Origin of the sequence: Pseudomonas sp. KD5, assembly GCF_012932895.1 — a bacterium.
Classification (GTDB): Bacteria; Pseudomonadota; Gammaproteobacteria; order Pseudomonadales; family Pseudomonadaceae; genus Aquipseudomonas.
This window is the reverse complement of record NZ_JDWJ01000016.1, coordinates 42,298-66,311: the sequence shown is the minus strand read 5'-3', so window position 1 is coordinate 66,311 and position 24,014 is coordinate 42,298. Positions and strand designations below refer to the sequence as shown.

Annotated in this window: 21 protein-coding genes; 10 read left to right on the top strand and 11 right to left on the bottom strand. The window is 60.9% G+C overall.

Going from position 1 to position 24,014, the window contains the following annotated elements; genetic code table 11:
• Window positions 1–21: 21 nt before the first annotated feature.
• Window positions 22–642 carry a LysE family translocator gene (locus AF70_RS27110; protein ID WP_028940445.1) on the top strand — a complete coding sequence of 207 codons (621 nt, stop codon included), beginning with the start codon at window positions 22–24 and terminating at the stop codon, window positions 640–642.
• Between the two features lie 3 nt (window positions 643–645).
• On the opposite strand, the gene AF70_RS27105 is transcribed toward AF70_RS27110, so the two are convergent.
• Window positions 646–1,059, bottom strand: coding sequence for a VOC family protein (locus AF70_RS27105; RefSeq protein ID WP_028940444.1), 414 nt, complete (start codon window positions 1,057–1,059; stop codon window positions 646–648).
• Between the two features lie 126 nt (window positions 1,060–1,185).
• Between AF70_RS27105 and AF70_RS27100 the strand changes: the two genes are divergently transcribed.
• From AF70_RS27100 to AF70_RS27085, 4 genes are all read left to right on the top strand, one after another.
• The gene (locus AF70_RS27100; RefSeq protein WP_028940443.1) at window positions 1,186–2,268 is read left to right on the top strand and encodes a bifunctional transcriptional activator/DNA repair enzyme AdaA; all 1,083 of its coding nucleotides are present in this window, start codon (window positions 1,186–1,188) and stop codon (window positions 2,266–2,268) included.
• A gap of 60 nt (window positions 2,269–2,328) precedes the next feature.
• Entirely contained in the window at window positions 2,329–3,141 is an 813-nt protein-coding gene (locus AF70_RS27095; RefSeq protein WP_019579343.1) for an isocitrate lyase/phosphoenolpyruvate mutase family protein, read from the top strand.
• A gap of 75 nt (window positions 3,142–3,216) precedes the next feature.
• On the top strand, window positions 3,217–3,834 hold the full coding sequence (locus AF70_RS27090) for a DNA-3-methyladenine glycosylase (RefSeq protein WP_028940442.1): 618 nt from the start codon (window positions 3,217–3,219) through the stop codon (window positions 3,832–3,834).
• 98 nt (window positions 3,835–3,932) lie between these two features.
• A complete protein-coding gene (locus tag AF70_RS27085) occupies window positions 3,933–4,421 on the top strand; it encodes a GFA family protein (protein ID WP_019579348.1) in 489 nt (162 codons plus the stop codon).
• Between the two features lie 120 nt (window positions 4,422–4,541).
• Here AF70_RS27085 and AF70_RS27080 read toward each other — a convergent pair whose 3' ends face one another.
• The 3 genes from AF70_RS27080 to AF70_RS27070 all read right to left on the bottom strand — a co-directional run bounded on the left by AF70_RS27080 (window position 4,542) and on the right by AF70_RS27070 (window position 7,305).
• Window positions 4,542–5,828, bottom strand: a complete 1,287-nt coding sequence (locus tag AF70_RS27080) for an ATP-binding protein (protein ID WP_019579349.1) — start codon at window positions 5,826–5,828, stop codon at window positions 4,542–4,544.
• On the bottom strand, window positions 5,829–6,536 hold the full coding sequence (locus AF70_RS27075; RefSeq protein ID WP_028940441.1) for a winged helix-turn-helix domain-containing protein: 708 nt from the start codon (window positions 6,534–6,536) through the stop codon (window positions 5,829–5,831).
• A 160-nt stretch (window positions 6,537–6,696) separates the two neighbouring features.
• Window positions 6,697–7,305 carry a tRNA-(ms[2]io[6]A)-hydroxylase gene (locus AF70_RS27070; RefSeq protein WP_008010271.1) on the bottom strand — a complete coding sequence of 203 codons (609 nt, stop codon included), beginning with the start codon at window positions 7,303–7,305 and terminating at the stop codon, window positions 6,697–6,699.
• 159 nt (window positions 7,306–7,464) lie between these two features.
• On the opposite strand from AF70_RS27070, the gene AF70_RS27065 reads away from it, so the two are divergent.
• Window positions 7,465–8,328: a universal stress protein gene (locus AF70_RS27065; protein ID WP_018929653.1), complete on the top strand. Its 864-nt coding sequence runs from the start codon at window positions 7,465–7,467 to the stop codon at window positions 8,326–8,328.
• Window positions 8,329–8,432: 104 nt separating this feature from the next.
• Here the strand turns inward: AF70_RS27065 and AF70_RS27060 are convergent, their stop codons facing one another.
• Window positions 8,433–8,903, bottom strand: coding sequence for a DUF1289 domain-containing protein (locus tag AF70_RS27060; protein ID WP_007937731.1), 471 nt, complete (start codon window positions 8,901–8,903; stop codon window positions 8,433–8,435).
• 409 nt (window positions 8,904–9,312) lie between these two features.
• Between AF70_RS27060 and acnB the strand changes: the two genes are divergently transcribed.
• Complete coding sequence (gene acnB / locus AF70_RS27055) at window positions 9,313–11,922, top strand: bifunctional aconitate hydratase 2/2-methylisocitrate dehydratase (RefSeq protein WP_018929654.1); 2,610 nt, start codon at window positions 9,313–9,315, stop codon at window positions 11,920–11,922.
• A 148-nt stretch (window positions 11,923–12,070) separates the two neighbouring features.
• On the top strand, window positions 12,071–12,751 hold the full coding sequence (locus tag AF70_RS27050; RefSeq protein WP_050438312.1) for a glycosyltransferase: 681 nt from the start codon (window positions 12,071–12,073) through the stop codon (window positions 12,749–12,751).
• A 12-nt stretch (window positions 12,752–12,763) separates the two neighbouring features.
• Here AF70_RS27050 and AF70_RS27045 read toward each other — a convergent pair whose 3' ends face one another.
• Window positions 12,764–14,044: a serine/threonine transporter gene (locus AF70_RS27045; protein ID WP_019579351.1), complete on the bottom strand. Its 1,281-nt coding sequence runs from the start codon at window positions 14,042–14,044 to the stop codon at window positions 12,764–12,766.
• A gap of 566 nt (window positions 14,045–14,610) precedes the next feature.
• Here AF70_RS27045 and AF70_RS27040 point away from each other — a divergent pair.
• Entirely contained in the window at window positions 14,611–15,582 is a 972-nt protein-coding gene (locus AF70_RS27040; RefSeq protein WP_028940440.1) for a 2-hydroxyacid dehydrogenase, read from the top strand.
• Here AF70_RS27040 and tssA read toward each other — a convergent pair.
• The 5 genes from tssA to AF70_RS27015 form a co-directional block, all read right to left on the bottom strand.
• Window positions 15,579–16,676 carry a type VI secretion system protein TssA gene (gene tssA, locus AF70_RS27035; RefSeq protein WP_018929657.1) on the bottom strand — a complete coding sequence of 366 codons (1,098 nt, stop codon included), beginning with the start codon at window positions 16,674–16,676 and terminating at the stop codon, window positions 15,579–15,581. The genes AF70_RS27040 and tssA overlap by 4 nt on opposite strands.
• Window positions 16,673–20,491 (bottom strand): type VI secretion protein IcmF/TssM N-terminal domain-containing protein, encoded by a 3,819-nt coding sequence (locus AF70_RS27030; protein WP_028940439.1) that lies wholly within the window; start codon window positions 20,489–20,491, stop codon window positions 16,673–16,675. The genes tssA and AF70_RS27030 overlap by 4 nt, the downstream gene beginning before the upstream one ends.
• Window positions 20,488–21,255 (bottom strand): DotU family type IV/VI secretion system protein, encoded by a 768-nt coding sequence (locus AF70_RS27025; protein ID WP_028940438.1) that lies wholly within the window; start codon window positions 21,253–21,255, stop codon window positions 20,488–20,490. Before AF70_RS27025 ends, AF70_RS27030 begins: the two co-directional genes overlap by 4 nt.
• An 18-nt stretch (window positions 21,256–21,273) precedes the next feature.
• Window positions 21,274–22,605: a type VI secretion system baseplate subunit TssK gene (gene tssK, locus AF70_RS27020; protein ID WP_028940437.1), complete on the bottom strand. Its 1,332-nt coding sequence runs from the start codon at window positions 22,603–22,605 to the stop codon at window positions 21,274–21,276.
• Between the two features lie 154 nt (window positions 22,606–22,759).
• Window positions 22,760–23,209 carry a hypothetical protein gene (locus AF70_RS27015; protein WP_019579356.1) on the bottom strand — a complete coding sequence of 150 codons (450 nt, stop codon included), beginning with the start codon at window positions 23,207–23,209 and terminating at the stop codon, window positions 22,760–22,762.
• 228 nt (window positions 23,210–23,437) lie between these two features.
• Here AF70_RS27015 and tssB point away from each other — a divergent pair, with 228 nt between their 5' ends.
• A complete protein-coding gene (tssB, locus tag AF70_RS27010) occupies window positions 23,438–23,986 on the top strand; it encodes a type VI secretion system contractile sheath small subunit (RefSeq protein ID WP_026331704.1) in 549 nt (182 codons plus the stop codon).
• The last annotated feature ends 28 nt before the right edge of the window (window positions 23,987–24,014 follow it).

The window sequence follows — 24,014 nt, the reverse complement described above, 5'->3', positions numbered from 1 at the left end:
CTCGTTCCTGGAGCCCCGTTCATGGACCTCGCCACCCTCCTCCTGTTTTTGCCGGCCTGCTTCGCCCTGAACATGGCCCCCGGCCCAAACAATCTGTTGTCGGTCAGCAACGCCACCCGTTATGGCTATCGTCGCGCCTGTGTGGCCGGCGTCGGGCGTTTGCTCGCGTTTGCCGGGATGATTGGCCTGGCCGCCGCCGGATTGTCGGTGGTGCTGAAAACCTCGGAATGGCTGTTCTACGCGATCAAGATCATCGGTGCCGCTTACCTGTTGTACCTGGCATGGCAACTGTGGCGCGCCAATCCCGAGGCCGAGCCGCACATCACCGGCATGCCGGTGGGGATCCTGGCCCTGGCGCGCCAGGAGTTTCTGGTGGCAGCGGGTAATCCCAAGGCCATTTTGCTGTTCACCGCCTTCCTGCCGCAGTTCGTCGACCCGAGCCAGGCGGTGGCGCCGCAATTTGCGGTGCTCGGCGCGTTGTTCCTGCTGCTGGAATGGATCGCCATCAGCGCCTACGCCTACATGGGCCTGCACATGCGCCGCTGGTTCGCCGAACCACGGGGCAAGCGGATGTTCAACCGTTGCTGCGCGGGGTTGCTGTCGGCGGCGGCTTCGGTGCTGTTGATGGCGAAACGGGCCTGACCTTTACGCTTGTGACGGTCCTTTCAGTTCGACCTGGTTGCCGTCCGGATCGAAGCAATAGATCGACAACCCGTTGCCCTCGGCACCGAAACGCACGGCGGCTTTCTCGGGTTTCAGGCCGAAGGACTGCAAGTGACTGACCAGCGCTTCCTCGTCAAACGGTTCGATGCGCAGGCAGAAGTGGTCGACGTTGCGCCGTTCGCGACCAGCGGCAGCACCGCCCGTGCGGCCGATTTCGCCCTGGATGTCGACGAGGTCGATCATCGAGGTGCCCGCACGCAAATGCACCAGGCCCAGATCGTCGCGGCGCTTGACCAGTTCGGCGCCGAGAACCTCGCCGTAAAACGCGATGCTGCGTTCGAGATCCTCGACGCGCAGGACGATGTGATCGATGTGTTTAATCTTGAATGCTTGCATTGGGATGGATTCCTGAAAATATCGTTTACAGCATTGCCAGTGCCCCGATGACTGTAGCTCAGGGTACAAAAATTCTCTGTCGATTTTCCGGTGGAGGCGCCAGGCAACGCGGCTTATGCTCAGTCCATGAACCTACAAAACGCTGTGCTTCCGCCCCACGCCGAGATGGTTCGCGCCATGCTCGAACGCGACACCGCCTACGAGGGGGTGTTCTTTACCGCGGTCAAAACCACCGGCATCTTCTGCCGCCCCAGTTGCACGGCGCGCAAACCGAAGCCGGAAAACGTCGAGTTCTTCGCCCATGCCGATGAGGCGATGTCGGCGGGTTATCGGGCTTGCCTGCGGTGCAAGCCGCTGGACGCCGCGGCCATTGCGCCGGATTGGGTGCAACGACTGCTGAAATCCGTCGACGCCGACCCCGACCAGCGCTGGACCGATGCCCAATTGCTCGCCGAGAGCATCGAGCCGCTGAAACTGCGGCGCTGGTTCAAGCAGCATTTCGGCATGACCTTTCACGCCTGGCTGCGCAGCCGACGCCTGGGCATCGCCCTCGGTGGCATCAAGCAAGGCGAATCCATCGACAACGCGGCGTTCGATTCCGGCTACGAATCCTTGAGCGGTTTTCGCGATGCGTTTCAAAAGTCATTCCACATCACGCCCGGTCGCGCCGCCCACAGCGAGCCGCTGCTGTTCACCCGATTGACCACGCCGCTGGGGCCGATGATCGCCATGGCCGAACAGCGTGGGCTGGTGCTATTGGAGTTTCTCGACCGACCGGCATTGACCAAGGAAATCGAAGAACTGCAGAACCATTATGGCTACGCCGTGGCCCCCGGCCACAACGGGCATTTGCAGCAGATCGAAGAGGAACTGGCGCAATACTTCGCCGGCAAACGGAGCGAATTCAACGTGCCCCTCCACCTGCCCGGCAGCGCGTTCGCCAAGCAGGTGTGGAGCGAATTGATGAAGATCCCCTACGGCCAGACCAGCACCTATGGCGCGATTGCCGCGCAACTGGGCAAGCCCGGCGCCAGTCGCGCCGTGGGCATGGCCAACGGACAAAACCGTCTGGCGATTGTGCTGCCCTGTCATCGGGTGATCGGCGCAGACGGCTCGTTGACCGGCTATGGTGGTGGACAACCGCGTAAAGCGTTTCTGCTCAGGCTGGAAAGCGCCGCGGTGCAAATCACCCAACAACTGGCATTCTGATCACTCCACGGCTTTTCAAAAAAAGGTTTTCCAATAAAGAGTCATAAGGAAGGACATTCGATGGACACACTCGACACTCAATTCCATCAACTGCACCAGAGCGGGCTGTTGATTCTGACCAACGTCGCCGATGCCACCGGGGCGCGACTGGTGGAACAGCTGGGCAGTAAAGCCGTGGCCACCAGCAGCGCTGCGGTGGCCTGGGTGCATGGTTATCCGGATGGCAACACCTTGCCGCTTGAGCGGCTGGTTTCCACCGTCGAATCCATCGCCCGGGTCATCAGCGTGCCGTTGAGCGTGGACATCGAGGCGGGTTATTCCGATGACCTGGGGCGAGTTGCGCAAGTGGTCGACGCGGTGATCGCCGCCGGTGCCGTGGGGATCAATATCGAGGACGGTGCTGCCCCGCCCGACCTGCTGGCCCGCAAGATCGAAATCGCGCGCCAGGTTGCCAATCGTCGGGATGTGAAGCTGTTCATCAATGCCCGCACTGACGTGTACCTCAGGGGGCTGGTGCCGGCTGAAGATCGTGTCGCCGAGACGCTCAAACGCGCCGCGTTGTATCAGGCGGCCGGTGCCGACGGGCTGTTCGCCGCTGGCGTCACGGCGGCGTACGAGATCGACGCCCTGTGCCACGGCACGACGCTGCCGCTGAACGTACTCGGCTTCCCGGGCCTGCCGTCGCCTGAAGAACTGCAAGCCCTTGGCGTACGCCGTTTGAGCGCCGGCTCGGGCATCGCCGAATTCCTCTACGGCGCCATGGCCGGCCTGGCCAAAAGCTTTCTGCAAACCGGCACGCTCGACAGCAGTCACCTCAAGGCCTTCACCTACAGCCAAGTGAACGCCCTGCTGGCCCCGACCGGGAAAGTTTGACCGCAAGCAATGGAGTGCGGCGCTGCGGGGAGACGACTAGTCTTCCCGCTGCCACCCGCCCCCTCAGGATGCTCCATGCCCGACAACTATCAACTGGCCAGCCAATTCCTCTCGGCCCTCGATGCCGACTGGCAGCGCCACATCAGCGCCATCGGCCCCTGCCTGCATCAGCCCCATGCGGCGCGCGATCCTTATGAATCGCTGGTGCGGGCGATTGCCTATCAGCAACTGCATGCAAAGGCCGGCGATGCGATTGTCGGTCGGCTACTGGCGTTGTTTCCCGCGAGCACCTTCCCCAGACCCGAGCAGATCCTGGCGACTGACTTCGAGCAGATGCGCGGTTGCGGCTTTTCCGCCAGCAAGATCGCGACCATCCAGGGCATCGCCCAAGCGGCTCTGGACGGCGTGGTGCCGGACTACGCCACGGCGCTGGCGATGGACGATGAAGCGTTGATCGAGCGTTTGATCACCTTGCGCGGAGTGGGCCGCTGGACCGTGGAAATGCTGCTGATCTACAGCCTGGAGCGCCCGGACGTTTTGCCGGCCGATGACTTTGGAGTGCGAGAGGGTTATCGCCGGTTGAAGGGGCTGGAACAACAGCCGAGTCGCAAGCAGATGATTGATATCGGGTTGGCATGGAGCCCTTATCGGACGGTGGCGTCGTGGTATTTGTGGCGGGTGCCTAACCGGTAGACCGCGAAGGCGCCAGCACAACCACCATAAATTCAACTGTCCAGAAACGCTTACGGTCTAGTCTGTCTTGAGTCATCCCAACCCCATCGGAGGCTCCCATGCAGCTCGAAGGCTCCTGCCATTGCGGCGCGGTGTCGTTCAGCCTGACCAGCGCCCACCCCTACCCTTATCAGCGTTGCTACTGCTCCATCTGTCGCAAGACCCAGGGCGGTGGCGGTTATGCGATCAACCTGGCGGGCGACGCCCAGAGCCTCAAGGTGCGTGGTCGCAAGCACATCTCGATTTACCATGCGCGGCTCAAGGACGAAGGCGATAAACGCGCCCGGCGCAGCACCGCCGAGCGACATTTCTGCTCCCTGTGCGGTTCGGGGCTATGGCTGTTCAGCCCTGAATGGCCGGAGCTGATTCACCCGTTTGCCTCGGCCATCGACACCCCGTTGCCGGTGCCGCCCGAGCACACGCATCTGATGCTCGGCTCCAAGGCGCCGTGGGTGGAAGTCGAGGTGTATCCGGGGGACCAGCAATTCGAGGTCTACCCCGTAGAGTCCATTGCCCAGTGGCATATTCGCCTGGGCTTAAGTCGGTAATCCCGTTCACAGTCTTTGACGATTGTGGAGCGGCGGATGCAGATGTCGTTGGCTGGTCAGGTGGTTTATACCTTTTGATGATGCGGTGTTGTTGATGGCGTCAGTGAGAGCAACCCCGAGCTAATCCAAATGCGCCCAGGTCATGCGAAACGACGCCCCGCCCCACGGCGAATCCGCCACTTCCACTTGCCCGCCATGGGATTGAGACACCCGCCGCACCAGCGCCAGGCCCAGGCCAAAACCACCGGTGCGGCGGTCGCGGCTGGCATCGAGGCGCGAGAACGGCTCGAAGATTTTCTCCCGCCCGTCCAGCGGCACGCCCGGCCCATCATCGTTGACCTGCACTTCGTAATGATCACCGGTGCGCACCAACGACACTTCCACCCGCTGATCGGCATAACGAATGGCATTGCGCAGCAAATTGATCACTGCCCGAGCCATGAAGCGCGGTTCGATACGAATTTCGTCAACCTGACATTCGACAATCAGCAGTTGCACCCCGGCGGCTTCAGCCTCCAGCGTCACGCTGCCCACCACGCTGTCTAGCCAATGGCTGGCCTGAATGTTCTCCCGGGTAATCACCGTGGCGCCGCGTTCAAGACTGGCGTACGTCAGCAACTCGGAAACCATTTCTTCCAGCTCGCCGAGGTCGGCGTACATGTCGGCGATCAACTCGCGGTTCTGGGTTGGGTCGGGCTGTTGCTTGAGTTGGTCGAGTTCGAACGACAACCGCGCGATGGGTGTGCGCAGCTCATGGGACACCGCGTTGGTCAGCTCGCGCTGGTTGGCGATCAGCCCCTCGATGCGCGCGGCCATCAGGTTGAAGTGTTCGGCCAGGTCACGAATGTTCGAGCGCTTGGACAGCTGGATACGCGCCGACAGGTCGTTGTCGCCAAAGCGCTCGGCGGCCAGGCGCAGTGTCTCCAGATCGCGCCAATGCGGGCGCACCCAGAAAAACAATACAAAACCGATCATCACCGCGATCATCAGATAGGCCGCGGCAATGTAGAACGGCATCAGACTCGGCTCGGCTGGCAGCTTGATGCTGAGCAGTTGCGAACCGTCGTCAATGCGCGAAATGAACTGCGTGTACTTGTCGCGCATCACCAGCAGGCCCTGGGCCAACTCGGCTTGTTCCTGATCGGTCAGAGACAATTGATCGGTCTCGACCAGAGCCAGGCCCAAACCGTAGTGAGGGCGTATGGCTTCCAGCTGGCGCTCCCGGGCCGGACTGTCCAGGCCGCGCAATTGCTCGACCAGCGACCAGGCCTGACCACGCACCGCCTCTTGGTTGTAGCTGCGCATCTGACCGTCGAGCAACGCATCGAACGTGCGCTCGACGGTTTGCAGCCCCAGTACCAGGCCAACCGTCATCACCAGAAACAGTCCCAAAAATAACCGCAGCATTTACAGCTCCCACGCAAACGGATTGAACAGATAACCCTTGCCCCACACGGTCTTGATGCACACCGGTTCGCGCGGGTTGTCCTTGAGCTTGCCGCGCAGTTTGCTGATGTACACATCGACACTGCGGTTGAGGCCGTCGAAGGCGATACCGCGCATGCGGTTGAGGATGTCGTCGCGGGACAGCGTCTTGCCGGCGGCGCTGGCCAGCAACCACAGCAGTTCGAATTCCATGGTGGTGAGCTCGATGCCCTCGCCCGCCAGGCGCACTTCGCGGCAACTACGATCGATGCTCAGATGACCGAATTCCAGTGAGCTGCACACACTGCTGTCCGGCAGCTGACGGCGTTGCAAGGCACGCAGACGAGCGAGCAACACGGGGGGCTTGATGGGTTTGATCACGTAGTCGTCGGCACCGGATTCCAGGCCGAGAATGTGATCGAGGTCGTCTTCCTTGGCGGTGAGAATGACGATGGGTGTGTCGGACACACTGCGGATTTCGCGGCACACGTGCAGGCCGCTCTGGCCCGGCAACATCAGGTCGAGTACGACGATTTTCGGTTTGAATTCAAGGAAAGCGGCTACCGCGAGGTCTCCGCGGTGCACCTGTCGAACTTCAAAACCGTGTTGGGCCAGGAAATGCGCAATCAGCCCGGCGAGCTTCTCGTCGTCTTCCACCAGCAATACTTTGCCAAAACCCAGACTCTCCATGATGACCGTCTGCCAACCCTTGAATGAAATGGCCGGCATTATGGCGCCAATCGGTGAAGGGACGGTTATCGCAGACAGCAAAAACCGGCCACGGGGGCCGGTTTTTGGCGATGTTTCATTCTTTTAAGAGTTTTTAACAATTATTGAAGATGAAACATTGTCACGCCGCGACCGGCACACCACTGTGAAACCTGAACTCCACATCCGGCGACTCGATCAACGCCTGTTCGGCGTCGCGCACTTTGTCGATCACCTGGGCGATGTCCTTGGCGTCACCGTATTGATAGGCCAATTTCAGATACCCCTGGAAATGCCGGGCCTCGCTTTTCAGCAGGCCGAAATAGAACTTGCCCAGTTCCTCATCCAGATGCGGCACCAACGCCTCGAAACGCTCGCAACTGCGGGCTTCGATGAACGCGCCGACCACCAGCGTATCCACCAGTTTCACCGGCTCGTGGCTGCGCACCACTTTGCGCAGCCCCGAGGCGTAACGCCCGGCGGACAACTGACGCAGCTCGATCTTGCGCTTTTTCATCAGGCGCATGACCTGCTCGTGGTGCACCAGCTCTTCCCGGGCCAGACGCGACATCAGGTTGATCAGATCGACGTGGGAGTGATACTTGGCAATCAGGCTCAACGCCGTGCTGGCCGCCTTGAATTCGCAGTTTTTGTGGTCGATCAGCAGCGTTTCCTGATCGGCCAGCGCGGCCTGGACCCAACCGTCGGGCGTGCGGCAGCCGAGGAACTCGTGAATTTCGGGAAGGATCATGGGGCTCACGGATAAAAGGTTCAAAACGAAGGGCGCCGATTATACCGGCCTGCCGACAGACCACCAGTCGCCACCGTTGATATGCATCAAGTCGCGAATGCCCGACCAGCAACTATAGTTGTCCAACGCAGTGTTTTTACCTTCCTGGAGATCCCGACCATGCAAGCCATTCGCAGCATTCTGGTGGTCATTGAACCCGAACACTCGGAAAGCCTGGCGCTCAAACGGGCCAAATTGATCGCTGGCGTGACCCAGGCTCATCTGCACCTGCTGGTCTGCGATAAAAAGCATGATCACAGCGCGATGCTCGGCGTGCTCAAGGCGGCCCTGCTGGCGGACGGGTACAACGTCACCACCGAGCAAGCCTGGAACGAAAGCCTGCACGACACCATTATCGATGTGCAGCAGGCTGAAGGTTGCGGGCTGGTAGTCAAGCAGCATTATCCCGACAGCCCACTGAAAAAGGCCCTGCTGACCCCGGCGGACTGGAAACTGCTGCGCTACTGCCCGACTCCGGTGCTGCTGGTGAAAACCGCCAAACCCTGGACCGGTGGCGTGATCCTGGCGGCCATCGATGTCGGCAACATGGACGGCGAACACCGCACCTTGCATGCCAGCATCATCGATCATGGCTACGACATTGCCAGCTTGGCCAAGGCCCATCTGCACGTGATCAGCGCCCATCCGTCGCCGATGCTGTCGGCGGCCGACCCGACGATGCAGCTCAAGGAAACCATCGAGGCCCGTTACCGCGAGCAGTGCCAGGCGTTCCAGGCCGAGTTCGACATCGACGACGACCACCTGCACATCGAGGAAGGCCCGGCGGATGTATTGATTCCGTTCATGGCCCATAAGCTGGGGGCCTCCGTGACGGTAATCGGCACGGTGGCGCGGACCGGGTTGTCCGGGGCGTTGATCGGGAATACGGCGGAAGTGGTGCTTGATGCACTGGAAAGCGATGTGCTGGTGCTCAAGCCGGACGACATCATGGATCACCTGGAAGAGATCGTGACCCGGCATTGAGATTTTCGGCGTCGGGTCGATCGCCTTCGCGGGCAAGCCTCGCTCCTACAGGGTAAGCAACGCAAGACTGTAGGAGCGAGGCTTGCCCGCGAAGCTTTTAAAAATCAGCCGCCGAAGGCGTCTTTTAGGAACCCCGGCGCAATGTAGCGCTGGTAATGCGCTTCCGAGAGCAGGAAAAATTCCCGATCAATGGCATCGCGCAATTCCGGCAGGTTCCAGTCGCGGAACTCCGGCAGCAGCACCATTCCGTAGGCTTCCAGATTATTGATGACCCGCGCGCCCCGGGCGATCAGCTGATAAGCCCAGCAATACTCCGACTGATGCGGCACAAAGCGGATCTTGCGCTGTTCCAGCTGCATTCTCAGCAGCGCGGGATCGAAAATTTCTACCTTGGCAGCCATCACCTGCGACAACAGCTGCTCAAGCCGCAACCACACCGCGCGTTTTTCTTCCTCGTTGTAACCGTTCCAGTGGATCACTTCGTGATGGAAACGCTTGCAGCCACGGCACACCAAATCACCGTAAACAGTGGAGCAGAGGCCGACGCAGGGGGTCTTGATGGTCTGATTGGGCATAGGTAGACAAAACACGGGAAAGCAGAACAGGTCGGCATGTTAGCCCTTTGTCTAACATTCATCACCCCTCAAAGTTTTGGACCTAACTTACCTTTCAAATTTTTTTGCCGTAGAATCAGCCAGCCTTTTAAGGCGCCAATGTCCGTTAAGAAGCTGTTTTCAAAGCGTCACGAGCACAGTCGTTCCTTCAGAGCGGTGTTGGCGAAGGGTTTTTCCAGCGGGGAAAAGCCCAACGCCAACCCTCATCAGCTCCCCGTTCTGCAGGCGTAAAACTTTGAAAGCAGCTTCTGTAAGGAATTGCCGGTAATTCTGGCTAAGCGGCCCACAACGCCACGCAGCGCATGAGTACGGCAATTTCGGGATGAGCGTCCCGGACACCCATTTGGGACCACTGATGAGGGTAATAACTGTGCTTGAAGCCTACCGCAAACATATCGAAGAGCGCGCAGCACTGGGTATCGTTCCCCAGCCGCTTAACGCCGAACAAACTGCAGGCCTGGTCGAGCTGCTGAAGAATCCCCCGGCTGGCGAAGAAGCTTTCCTCGTTGACCTGATCACCAATCGCGTTCCGCCAGGAGTGGACGAAGCCGCCTATGTAAAGGCCGGTTTCCTGTCTGCCCTCGCCAAAGGCGAAGCCAAATCCCCTCTGATCGACAAGAAGCGCGCTGTTGAACTGCTCGGCACCATGCAGGGCGGCTACAACATCGTGACCCTGGTAAACCTGCTGGACGACGCCGAACTGGCGCCAGTGGCTGCCGAAGAACTCAAGCACACCCTGCTGATGTTCGATGCCTTCCACGACGTGGCTGAAAAAGCCAAGAACGGCAACGTTCACGCCAAGGCCGTGCTGCAATCCTGGGCTGACGGCGAGTGGTTCAAGAAGCGCCCGGTGCTGGCCGACAAGATCAGCCTGCGCGTCTTCAAGGTGACCGGCGAAACCAACACCGACGACCTGTCCCCTGCTCCAGACGCCTGGTCGCGTCCAGACATCCCGCTGCACGCCCTGGCCATGCTGAAAATGGCCCGTGACGGCATCGTTCCGGACGAGCAAGGCAAGACCGGCCCGATGAAGCAGATCGAAGAAATGCGCGGCCAGGGTTTCCCTATCGCCTACGTCGGTGACGTGGTCGGTACCGGTTCCTCGCGTAAATCCGCTACCAACTCGGTACTGTGGTTCTTCGGCGACGACATTCCTTACGTGCCGAACAAGCGCGCTGGCGGTTTCTGCTTCGGCAGCAAAATCGCTCCGATCTTCTACAACACCATGGAAGATGCCGGCGCACTGCCAATCGAGTTCGACGTTTCCAACATGAACATGGGCGATGTGATCGACCTGTACCCGCATGCTGGCAAAGTCACCAAGCACAACAGCGACGAAGTCCTGACCACCTTCGAAATGAAGACCCCGGTTCTGCTGGACGAAGTCCGCGCCGGCGGCCGTATTCCGCTGATCATCGGCCGTGGCCTGACCGAGAAGGCTCGCGCCGAACTGGGTCTGCCACCGTTCGACCTGTTCAAGAAGCCTGAAGCACCGGCCGAAAGCACCAAGGGTTTCACCCTGGCGCAGAAAATGGTCGGCAAGGCTTGCGGCCTGGCAGAAGGCAAAGGCGTTCGTCCTGGCACCTACTGCGAACCGAAGATGACCACCGTGGGTTCCCAGGACACCACCGGTCCAATGACCCGTGACGAACTGAAAGACCTGGCGTGCCTGGGCTTCTCCGCTGATCTGGTGATGCAGTCCTTCTGCCACACCGCGGCTTATCCAAAGCCGATCGACGTGACCACCCACCACACCCTGCCTGACTTCATCATGACCCGCGGCGGCGTTTCCCTGCGTCCGGGCGACGGCATCATCCACTCGTGGCTGAACCGCATGCTGCTGCCAGACACCGTGGGTACCGGTGGCGACTCGCACACCCGTTTCCCGATGGGCATCTCGTTCCCGGCCGGTTCCGGTCTGGTCGCGTTCGCCGCAGCCACCGGCGTCATGCCGCTGGACATGCCGGAATCGATCCTGGTGCGCTTCAAAGGCAAAATGAAACCTGGCATCACCCTGCGTGACCTGGTTCATGCCATTCCTTACTTCGCCATCCAGAATGGCCTGCTGACCGTCGAGAAGAAAGGCAAGAAAAACGCCTTCTCCGGCCGCATCCTGGAAATCGAAGGCCTGGAAGGCCTGACGCTGGAACAGGCTTTCGAACTGTCCGACGCGTCGGCCGAACGTTCGGCTGCCGGTTGCACCATCAAGCTGTCGAAAGAGTCGATCACCGAGTACCTGCAGTCCAACATCACCCTGCTGCGCTGGATGATCGGCGAAGGCTACGGCGATGCACGTACCCTGGAACGTCGCGCTCAAGCGATGGAAGCCTGGATCGCCAACCCGCAACTGATGGAAGCCGATGCTGACGCCGAATACGCCGAAGTCATCGAAATCGATCTGGCGGACATCAATGAGCCTGTGCTCTGCGCACCAAACGATCCGGACGACGCCCGTCTGCTGTCCAGCGTTGCTGGCGAGAAGATCGACGAAGTGTTCATCGGTTCGTGCATGACCAACATCGGTCACTTCCGCGCTGCCGGCAAGTTGCTGGAACAGGTCAAAGGTCAGCTGCCAACCCGTCTGTGGCTGTCGCCGCCGACCAAAATGGACGCTCACCAGCTGACCGAAGAAGGCTACTACGGCATCTACGGCAAGGCCGGCGCACGCATGGAAATGCCGGGCTGCTCGCTGTGCATGGGTAACCAGGCACGTGTAGAGCCGAACTCCACCGTGGTGTCGACGTCGACCCGTAACTTCCCGAACCGTCTGGGTGACGGCGCGAACGTCTACCTGGCTTCGGCCGAGCTGGCGTCCGTTGCGTCCATCCTGGGTCGCCTGCCGACCGTCGAGGAGTACATGGAATACGCTGGCAAGATCGACAGCATGGCGGCCGACGTTTACCGCTACCTGTCCTTCGACCAGATCGCCGAGTTCCGTGAAGCTGCTGCGAACGCCAACATCCCGGTCGTTCAAGCCTAACGCTACAAAGCCATGAAAAAACGCCGCCCATCGTGAGATGAGCGGCGTTTTTTTTATGCCTGACGCCAATTACCCAGCTATCTTTGCCTGATGTCGGCACCAGGACGGCGTGCCACGAGGCCCCACGGCCTTATCTCAAGGAGGAGTCATGCGGGTCATCCTGATCGCCATCGGTTCGCCCGGTGACGTTTTCCCCTTCATTGGCCTGGCCAATGCGCTGAACCTGCGCGGTCATCGCGCGACCTTGTGCAGCCTGCCGGCGTTCAAAGCCACCGTCGAACAGTACGGGCTGGAATTCGAGCCGTTAGGCCAGCAAAGCTGCGACGACACGCCCCGCCCGCGAGACTCGAAAAGCGCTTTGGCAGAGCAGTGGAACGCGGTCTCGCACCTGCTCGAACCGACCTATGACTACATCGCAGCGCGGCGCCATGAGGATATCGTGGTGGTGGGCTCGTTTTGGGCGTTGGGCGCACGTGTGGCCCGGGAGAAGTTCGGCATTGCCTACCTTTCGGTACAGATTTCACCGTTCTTGCGCGAGACCCACCGGCTGATGCTGGACCAACTCTGTGCGCCACAGCTCAACGCGTTACGAGCCAGAAAGGGACTGGGCGGGACGGTTCAACATGTTGTCAGTCAATGGATGCACTCGCCGGACGGTGTGATCAGCTTCTGCCCCGAATGGTTCGCACCGCAGCAAGCCACTGCGCCGGCCACATTGTGCAAGGCCTGCGAAAAAGCCGTTGCGGCTATCGAGCATTGCCGCCAGCGAACCAAAGGTCGTCTGGCCAGGCATTCGAAGGGGGCGATCAACCGGGGCAGCCCCGATTGATCGCCCGCTGCTTCAGGCGGTGAGCGAGTAGATCAACGCCGAAATGGCCACCAGGCCCACCAGCGTCACGAAGACGTTGGAGGCTTGGCCACGGTAACGCGCCATTGCCGGCACCTTACGGATCGCGTACATCGGCATCAGGAACAGAATCGCCGCGATGACCGGGCCACCGAGAGTTTCGATCATGCCGAGAATGCTCGGGTTCAGGGTCGCGACGATCCAGCAGACCACCAGCATGAACGCGGCGACGATACGGTCCAGGGTCTTCGGCGCCGGGCGTTTGCCGCTCTTGACGATCAAACCCTTCAAGCCTTCGCTGGCGCCGATGTAGTGGCCCAGGAATGACTTGGAAATGGCCACGAAGGCAATCAACGGCGCCGCGAAGGCGATGGTCGGGTTGCTGAAGTGGTTGGCCAGGTACGACAGGATCGACAGGTTCTGCGCCTTGGCTTCCGCCAGTTGCGCCGGCGACAGGGTCAGCACGCAGCTGAAGACGAAGAACAGCACCATCACCACCATCAAGAGGTGGGCGCGGGACAGGATCTGCGAGCTGCGCTCTTGGGCATGAGTGCCGTAGCGACGTTTCTGGTCCACCGCGAACGCCGAAATGATCGGCGAATGGTTGAACGAGAACACCATCACCGGAATCGCCAGCCACAGGGTGTGCAGCAGCGCCGACGACTCAGGCAGCGTGGACGCGGTACTGAGGATGCCGCCATTCCAGTGAGGAATCAGGAACACCGCCAGGAACAGCAGCGCGACGATGAACGGATACACCATCAGGCTCATGGCCTTGACGATCACCTGCTCACCGCAACGCACCACCGCCAGCAGGCCGAGAATCAGCACGAACGACAGCACGGCGCGCGGTGGCGGCATGATGTGCAGCTGATGTTCGAGGAAACTGCCCACGGTGTTGGTCAGGGCCACACTGTAGATCAGCAGGATCGGGAAGATCGCGAAGAAATACAACAAGGTGATCAGCGCGCCGGCCTTAATGCCGAAATGTTCTTCCACCACTTCGGTGATGTCTGCACCTTCACGACCGGACAGCACAAAGCGGGTCAGGCCACGGTGTGCGTAAAACGTCATGGGGAACGCCAGCAATGCCAGGATCAGCAACGGCCAAAAGCCGCCCAGCCCCGCGTTGATGGGTAAAAACAGGGTACCGGCCCCGATTGCCGTGCCAAACAGGCCCAGCATCCAGGTGGTGTCATGGCGATTCCAGCTTTCGAGGCTCGCTGGTGTCGCCGCTACATAGCGTTCGTCGACGCTATTGGCCTGATCATTCATCCGGTCGGATCTCCGCTTTCCGGTCACTTGCCACTCGGTCAGGACGCGTCGGAAAAAACCGACAGACATGCTCCGGCCGAAACAGGGGCGGGATTCTCCGCGATAAACGAGCAGAAGCAAAGGCTTAGCTGAGCAATGGTTGTGCGGAGCAGATCAAAGGCCTGTCGCTTTTAGAAAAATAACTGTCGGCAGTGGGTATGCGATGTGTCGTTTTCTGACACGCTTTAGTAAACCCTGAATGTACGGTGTGCCTGACGGACCGCAGTGCCTGATTTTACGACTGCTGCGCAGCCGAACGCAGCCTCGCAAGCTCGACAGCTGCTACACCCGAACGCAGCCTCGCAGGCTCGACAGCTGCTACGGCAATTTCATCGCGGACAAATCCTCTCCACCTGCCGCGCACTGATCTAGTGTTGTATCTAAGAAGCTCGCCGGTATCGCCAACGCCTGCACAGGTGCTTGCCAACCAATAGCCTATGATCTCGGACCATTGCCAATCTGCTCTGGAGTCAGCAATCTGACGCGACGTTCGAGCCCCGACACTCCGCTGCCCACAGGAGCCCAGCATGACCGCAACCGTTCTGGTACTGGTTGAAACCATCAATGAATACCTGCCGATTCTCGAACATCAAGGGTTTCATTTGATCCTGGCCCCAACCCCGGCCGAGCGCGCTGCCGCCATTGCCCGACAGGGCAGCCAGATCGATGCGGTGCTGACGCGTGGCCCGTTGGGCCTGTATGCCAATGAAATCGCCGCCCTGCCCAACCTCAAGATCATTTGCGTGATCGGCGCCGGTTACGAACACGTCGACCTGCAGGCCGCCGTCAACCGGGGCATCACTGTCACCAACGGCGCCGGCGTCAATGCCTCCTCCGTTGCCGATCACGCCATGGCGTTGCTGCTGGCACTGGTTCGTGACATCCCTCGGGCAGATGCTGCCGTCCGTCGGGGCGAGTGGCCGAAAATCATGCGTCCTTCGCTGGCCGGCAAACACATAGGCATCCTCGGCCTCGGTGCCGTTGGCCTCGCTATCGCCAAACGTGCCGCCAACGGCTTCGATATGAGAGTGAGTTACCACAACCGTCAGCATCGCAGCGATGTGCCGTACAGCTATTGCTCGACGCCTACCGAGCTGGCACGCCATTCAGACTTTCTGATAGTTGCCACCCCGGGCGGGATCGGCACCCAACACCTGATCAATCGGCAAGTGCTCGATGCCCTGGGGCCCAACGGATTCCTCGTCAACATCGCCCGAGCCAGTGTGGTTGTCACGGCAGACCTGATCACCGCGCTCGAACAGCGGCGGATCGCCGGTGCCGCGCTGGATGTCTTCGACCACGAACCCCAGGTACCGGACGCCCTCAAGGGGCTGGCCAACGTGATTCTGACGCCGCATGTCGCCGGCTTGTCCCCGGAGGCCACCCAAGGCACCGTCGAACTGGCCGGCAAAAACCTGACGGCGTTTTTTTCCGGTCAACCGGTACTGACGCCCATTGCGTTACCGCCACCGTCGACAACCACCCGACTCAATCACTAAAGAACGCCCAACAGTGTCCAGAGTCGTCGGGATTCGGCATCGGCGCTGATCAGTTCGCCCAGCAGCTCGCTCAGGGGTTTGTTGCCCCACTCCACTCCCCGCTTGATCAGATAGGGCACCGGGCTGTGGGGTTCGGTGCGCGCCAGGTACTCGGCGATCAGCAGCAACTGCCGGTACGCCTCTTCACGATTCGCCGGTTCGCTGAACACCTGGGGCACTGCAAGGACTTCAGGCGCGGCGGTCGGGCTGGGGCTCGATGCAGCCACCACTGGCGTTTCGACCGGAGGCGCCGGGGTCGGTTTTCGTGGATGCATGGCGATAAACTCCTGAACCAGCGTCAACAACGCGTCGATCACGTCCTGCAGCGCCTTGAAGCCTGGGGCCTGATTTCCGAGAAAAGCGTCGCTCCACACCTCCAGGCGCTGCAAGTGCTGCTGGCTGAGCAGCAGACTGCCCTGGCTGCGCAACCAGAATGACAACGGTGTGGCGCGAATCTGTTCGGTGATTTTTTTCTGTTCGTTGCGCGCGTTCTCGGCCGAGGTCTTGGCCGCTTTACTGTCGCTGCCCTGCACCTGTTGCAACTGCAACCGGCGCCAGGCGTCCAGACAGAAACCATCGAATTCGTGGTTGTGCGGTTCAAACAGCGGCACTCGGGTCAGCAACACTTCAGCGTAGCGTCGAGCCAACCATTCCAGCGGTATCACTCGCCACGACAGGTCGCCATCCTCAGCCTGTGGGTGCAGGTGTTCGGGATAGCGTTCGCACAACCCGGCCACCAGCGCCAGGCTGCCCGGCAACCCATCGAGACCGTCCTGATGCAGCCAGGCCTCCCCCAGCCAGGCGCTGAGCATCAAATCCTTGCTGCGTTCGAGCAGCAGGCTCGTGGCCAGTTTTTCCAGTTCCGGCCACTGGGCGCGCTTGATCGACGACTGCCACACCCCCGTCGGCAAACTGGTGTCATCCTCGCGGCGCAATTCGCGCAACCGGTCGAACTCGGGTTCATAACGCAAATCCTGACCACAAGGCGCCTCCTTGCTGATCGGTTCGAGCAGTTGCGCAATCAGTTCCGGCAACGGTGTTGATGGTTGATTCACAGGCCCTCCTCCTCATGGGATTCAATCGCCGCGGTTGAGCGCGTCACCAGGAACGGTGAACGCGGAGCCCGGGTCGGCAAGGGCTGGATGGACAACGGCAATTTCGAGCCCTGGGTCATCAACGACAGGCGCACAAACATCAGGGTTTGCTCCGCTGCGCTGGCCTGCGTGGTCACGGGCAGGCGCAAGGTCAACGGAAAATCCGTGTAGTCCATGCTGGGTTGGCGTTGCACCGACATGTGCGAACGCATCAAGCGCAACAGCGACCATGGACCGCTGTACTCCCAACCCGCTTCCAGATCCCGCACCACCAGGCTCGGCTGTAACGGATCGTTGGCCGGACGCTGATAGCCATTTCTGGCCCAACGCAAGGTCAGCCGGACTGGTTGGCCGACCATCCAGCGCAGGTTCTGCTGAGCCTCGCCAGGGTAGCTGATCTGTTGATTACCGGCATTCAAGCCCCAGGCAATTACCTGGTCGGCACCGCGCTCTTCCTCTCGATCGGTGCGCCAGCGCACATCCATCTCCACCCCCAGCACGCCGCTCTTGTCGCGCACGAACATCGGCCCCAGCCAGGTACTGGCTTGCTTCAGACGATTGAGAAAGTCCTCGGCGGCCAGGCGTTCCGGGGTCTGGCTCAGAGCCAATCCGGCCTGCGCCACCGGCAAACGCTTGTCGATCAGCTCCAGCAAATGCTGGACCCGGGCCGGGTCGGCGTCGCTGGCCTGCAAGCCATTGGCAAACGGAAAGCGCTCTGCCAGGTACTGGTTGAAATAATTGGCCAGCTCATTCCAGGCCGCCGCCGCCTGCTGCTGTTGCAGGAACTGGCAGCGTTGCATGGCGGTTTGTTGCAGATCCACGGCGCGCAATGCCAACGTTCCGCGCCCGCCGGACAGGTTGGCGGTTTGCAGAATCTGCCCGCAGGACGCGACGTCCATTTCGATGAAGTCGCGGCTCACCAACTGCTCGATCTGCGCTGGCGAACTGGCGGGGTTCTGTTCTTTGTATTTGAGCAGTTCATCGTTGAGCGCACTGAACTGCGTCACCCGTTCGTAATCCAGCGCCGAGAGGTTCTGTTGCTGGACTTTCAGCCATTCCAGCGCCGAAGTGCGGCGTTCGGTGATGCCGAGCATGGTGTTGAACTGCTGCTTGAGGCTCAGTTTCAGATCCTGCACGTCATTGGCGCCGTACAGTTGCAGGCCGAAGTTCTTCGAGCCGTCCCACTGGCTGATTTCGGTGCGCCCGCTGAACAGAGGCTGGGCGACGATTTCATCGAGGCCACTGACGATGTCGGCCAGGGCGCGGCGGTTCAAAGCGGTTTGCAAACGTGTGGCCAGATCGCTGCGGCGCACCTCGACAAAGGCCTTTTGCAAGGCAATCGCCTGAGAGGCCTGCACATTGAAGACACCACTGTGGACCTGCGCATTGTGCTCGCGCAGGCTCGACAACATGGCCTTGACCACCGCGCCTTCGGCCGCTTGCAGCAACGCGCCACGATACGCCGGGGGGATGCGCGGCAGCTCTTCGGCGGCGTAACTCTTGTAACTGGCGAAGTAGTTCAGCGCACTGTCGAGGTCGTCGCCATCAACACCACGCCCCTGCCCATCCGGGACGTCGGACTGATCCGCCTGCAAGGCGATGGCGACAAAATCACGCTTGAACAGTGCCTGCACGGCGTTGTTCAACTGCACCACATGCTCCTGCAAGACCAGTTGCCCGCTGCCTTGCTGAATCAGCAAATTGTCCCTGGCCCCGGCCTGGGTGATCCACTGGTCACGAAAGCTCTGCTGCAACTTCGACGCCTGTTGATCCAGTTGCTGTTCGACCTGCGGGCCAAGCAATGTGCTTTGGCGCACCTTGTCCATCATCGCCCGGTAACCTGGCACCAGATCCTGTCCCTTGCCCCGGCTCCACGCCGAGTTGGTCAAGCCGACCAGCGCTTGCAGGTCGTCGATCAACGCCCGCAAATCTTCCAGCTCGGTGAGGGAATTGCCGCTGCCGGCCTCCAGCCGCTCCAGGTGCAAACGCAGATAACCGGCCTGGCGGACAAAGTTATCGGCAAGGAAATACTGGTCCAGCCAGCGCTCCATGAGCCCGAGGAAGTTTTCCTCGATCTGCGCGCGCTCGACGGTCAGGTCAAGTGGTTTCAACTCACTGTTGTCGACATCCAGCAGCGCCCGGTTGTAAAAACCGACGCGATGCAACGTGCCAGCGTTGAGGTTCAGCGACAGGGCGTTGTTGCTCAGCAACACCAGGTCTTCGAGCGGCGCCTTGGTGTTGTTCAGCGCCTGACTGAACCACTGGTTCTGCTGCTCCAGACTCACCGCACGCTCGACCAGCTCCGTGGCCTTGACGTAGTTTTGCCATTGGGCCGGGTCTTCGCTTTCGACGTTGCCCCGTCGTTCGGTGTTGCGAATGGTCTTGAGTTGCGCCAGATCCGCGCTCAACAGATCGCGCAGCGGCAACAACAAGTGACTATGTGCGGTCAGGCGCAATTCGTTCTCCAACTGCGCATCCAGCGAGGAGAACCAGGAGGTCGGAAACACCACCGAGGTGAAGCGCCAGCGCTGCGCCTTCTCCAGCACCCGCCAGAAACCCTGGACGTTGCGCCGGGTCGCCTCCCGCCGATGAGATTCATCCGTGACCGCCACGTAATTTTTCTGCGCCCCTTGCATCAGGCGCGACAACTCATGGGCATCCTTTTCCGAGTCCTGCCACACCCACAGCATGCCAGCGCCCCAGAGCAGCGCGACCACCAGCGCCACCCCACCGGTCACGCGCTGCCAGCGCTGACGCAGGCGTAACAGACGCGGCACCACCTGAGCCAGACCGCGCTCGGCGACCACCCGCCGCTGCCACAGTTGCCGGGCGAAAGCACTCTGCTGCAAGCCGGTGTCGTAGGCCGAAAACCCGTCAGCGCTGTCGTCCGAGGGCTGGTTGGCGGTGAAATAGACACCGCGAAAACGTGGCGCCTCGCCTTGCGCATTACCCTGGAAAACCGGTTCCAGCAAGGATTGCAGATTGCGCCGCAAGGCTTCGAAGCGTTCCGGCAAGCCATACAGATCAATGCTCAACTGCCCGGACAAGGCGCCGATTTCGATGATCGATTCCGCCAGGGCCCGATTGACCTGATCCAGCGCCTGATCGCTCCATTGCGCTTGCCACACCGCATCGGGCCCGTGGGGCGAGGACCAGCCGAGCGTACGTTCGCGAGCCTCGACCGGCAGCGCGCTAATCAACTCCTGAAAACCCGGCAACTCTTCCATGCCGGTAACGACCACGTACACCGGCAGGCTCAAACCGAAGCGCTGCAATAGATCGATAAAACGTCGACGCGCCGCCAGGCCGAGGGCCGCCGCCTGCTCGGCATTGCCCAGCCGACTGATCGGCACCGTCCAGATCACGCCGTCCAGCGGACGCTGACTGCGCAAGCGCAGGATCAACCCCAGCAAGCGCCACCAGCCACCCCGTTGCAGGTGCATGCCTTCATCCGGCAAAAACAGCGCCTGGGGTACCACCAGGACCGCCCCTTCGGGGTCCGACCACCAGCGACCGAACCAGCTCGGTTTGTCGGTGGGCTGCAAGCGCCACTGGGTGCACAACTGCGTGCCCTGAGTCTCGTTGCCGAGCATCAGCAGCCAGGGAATCTGGTAACGATCCCGGGTGCCCTGCTCCTGCTCCATCTGCCGCACCGCCAGGTAAAAACTGCGGATCGCCGCGCCGCTTTGCGTGCGCAACCACCAGACCGCCACGGCGACGATCGCCAGCACCAACAGCACGACGATGATCAGGCCGATAATCCCCAGCGTGCTCATGAGTCTTGCTCCGAGGTGGCCACCGAATCGGTCAGTTGCAAGACCGGTTCGAGCTCCTGGCGAATGTCACGCCAGAACAACTGCCCCAAACCGGTCAGCAGCAGGACCACGGCAAGAATTCCCAACCCCAGGCGAAAGCCATCGGGCAACGAAAGACGCACCGGCAATTGCAGCGGCGTCACCGCTGAAGGTTGTTCGAGCCGGGCACTGACGTCGGCATAATCCGCCTCGTGCTGCCAGGCAAAGGTGAACAGCGCCAGGCGCCATTTTTCATGCTGGGCCTGATTCTGTTCGCCCCGCAGACGCCCTTGAAAACCCAGCACCAGGCACTGCAAATAGACATTGGCCAGATCGCGCGTGGTGGGAAGCTGCTCATCCAGCAGCTCCTTGATCGCCAACGGTATACGTTCGCCGGCCTGACGGCTGGCGTACATTCGCGATTCCAGGGGTTTTTCCTGCCAAGTGGACTGGCCCGGCCACGGCGTGAACAGCAAGGTTTCATCGACCAGCGCGACAAAGGCATAGACCAGCGCTTTGACTTGTTCAGTGGCGGCGTCACCGACTTTGGCGAAGGCCGTTCGCCAGAGGCGTTGGGAGATTTGCGTGGAGAGTTCGACCACCGCTTCCACCAGCGCTTCGTCTTCGCTGTCCTTGGGCAACTGGCTCCAGTCCTGGGACCATTGCTGCCAGGCCTGGCGAAAAGCGCTGCTCAGCGGCGCTTCGTTCAGGCCTCGTGTACCTGTCCCGGCATTCCCCTCAGACATATGACGTTCCTTCCTCGATCAAGCACTTTCACTCGCCTGGGCCACAAACAACACCACTTGCCATGGACTGCTGGCCAGCCTGGAAGCCGGTGCGGCAATCAGCAACGGCAACTGCCCGTCGAACCATTGGCCTTCGGCCGTCACCACGAACAACCGCGTATCGTCACCGACGCCGTAGGCCACTTGCTCATTGCGACTCATGGCCTGATGGGACAAACCGCTCATGCGCTGGCGGCTGAGCAACGGGATGTGCGGCTGCGAGGCGATGATCGCGCCGCTCAGCCATTCGCTGGCGGCCTGCTCGCTGGCGCCATTGGGCATGCGCAAACCGATGACCAGCCGTTGGCTCGGTTGGTCGTCGGGCAATTGAATCGAGAAGGATTGTTCGTTGCGCTCGAACGCCAGGCTGCGATAGCCGGCGCGGATCAGTTCGAGGGTCTTTTCCAGCCAGTCGAGCACCGCTTCGTAGCCGCGCTGCAACTCCAGAAAATCCAGCGGGGCGAACGCCGGAACACCCGCCAATGGATCGAGCGCCGACCAGGCGCCGGTCAGCCCGAGCAACGAGCCATACAGCGCCTGCGGCGTGGCCACGCGACTGTTCAGCAGACCTTCGACTTCCGGCAACCGCGCCCACAGCGCCGTCAACTGACGCCGGATTTCCATCGAATCATCCTGATTGCCGGCCTGCTGCGCCTGGCGCAAGCGACCGGCGAGGAACATGCATTTCTCCCGCGCCCTGGCACACAGTCCCGCCACGCGCCGGCCCACCACCGACTCGGGCAACAGGCACGGCGTCGGCGGTGTGTAAGGCAACGCAAGAAAGCCGCCACCTTCCTTGCGAATCCTCAGCAGCGGCAGGCAGACCGAATCGGCCTTGTTCAGTTGCGTGCACAAACGCGGATTCGGACGCCACACCGTGATCGATTCGGGGTACTCGCCGCTGGTGAGGTCCGGCAATGCGTCGCCGACGACGGACTGCAATCGCCCCTTGAGCGGCAGCAACTGACCGGCACGCCACAGCGGGCTGACCGCCAGGTAAACGGTGACGGTGGCATTGTCCGTGGCATCGATCGCCTCACTGACGTCGAGCTCCAGCATCGGCCCGACACCGGCCTGCAAATTGACCGGCAAACCGTCCGGCAACGTCGCCTGCAAATTGAGCAGGCGCACCAGCCCGGCGCTCAGTGCCGAGGGATCGAATTCAACGCGGGTCACGCCCCAGAACCACGGATTACATGCTTGGGCGAAATGCGCTACCAACGCCTCGGCCCGCAGCCCTTGCAACTGAAAATGCTGGGGCAGCAACTGCATGCCCTCATGCCAGCAAACCGCGTCAGGAAGCAGACTCATACGATTCCCTTCGACCTCTCGTGACGCCGCACCAATGGCGGCCTGGCCCGCTTTTCGTAGGAGCCAGGCTTGCCGGCGAAGGCGCTCGCAAGGACGCCTTCGCCGGCAAGCCTGGCTCCTACATGTCTGTTTACGCGCCTTAATCCCCCGGTGTTCAGTTCGGGTGGTCGCTGACCAGTGTCATCTCGCGACTGTCGAACTTGAGCCAGGCGTTGCTTTGATCGTCCAGCCGCAACCGGTGTGCTCCGGGAGTGGTATAGCTGGCGAAGACTAAAAGTCCAGCCGCCCGCTTGCCCCCCAGCGGGAAGGGTTGTTTGTCGATGAATTGACCCGGAACCAGCTCCAGTCCCCAGACCGTCATCAGCTGTCGGTAGTCGCGCTGATACTGCTCACGTTCGGCGAACCACTGGCGGGCGGTGATGCCCGACAATTGCTTGAGCAGATCCGTGTCGTTCACCGCAATGAAGTCCACCGCTATCGGCGTGTCGTCGTTGGCGCGGGGCGCGACGTCCAGCGTCAGGCTATCGAGATCGACGCGAGGCCCGAACAACGAACACCCGGCGAACGACAGGAGCACAAGCAAAGAAAAAAGACGTGCGTACAAAATGAATTTTCCTTTTCTCGACACGGTCCAAAAACGTTTTTCGTTTGCTTTTTTATAGACCTGTTCTAGCGTCTTGGGTAGTTCGGTCGGCACGACGAATGTGGAAGGTTCGTCAAAGGAATGACAGGTCCTCTGCCCTCCCTTTCTAACCTACGGTCCAGTAAGGGAATGCGATGAAACGGGCCTCCCGATGCATTGCACCCGCCTCATGCATCGGAGTCAGCCACCATGGCAGAAAGTACTCAGCACAAGCTAGACAGGGTTCGCCCACCCCGGGTGCAAATCACCTACGACGTCGAAATCGGCAACGCGATCGAGAAGAAAGAATTGCCGTTGGTTGTCGGTATTCTTGCCGACCTCTCCGGCAAGCCTCTCGAACCACTCCCGAAATTGAATGAACGGCGTTTCACCGAAATCGACCGCGACAACTTCAATGAAGTCCTCGCCTCGATCGGCCCGCGCGCCACCTTGCAGGTCAACAACACCCTCAGCGGCGACGACAGCAAGCTCAACATCGAGCTCAACTTCAAACACATCGATGACTTCGATCCGGTCAAGGTGGTCGAGCAAGTCACGCCCCTGCGGCGCCTGTTCGAAGCTCGCCAGCGTCTGCGCGACCTGCTGACCAAACTCGATGGCAACGATGATCTGGACAAGCTGCTGCGTGACGTCATTGCCAACACCGAGGGACTGCAAGAGATCAAATCGGCCCGTCCGGACACCGCCGCTCCCGCTCCTGCTGGCGACAGCGAAGCACCGGCTGAACCGCAAGCCTGATCGCTCATCCATCCAGGGAGAATTTTGC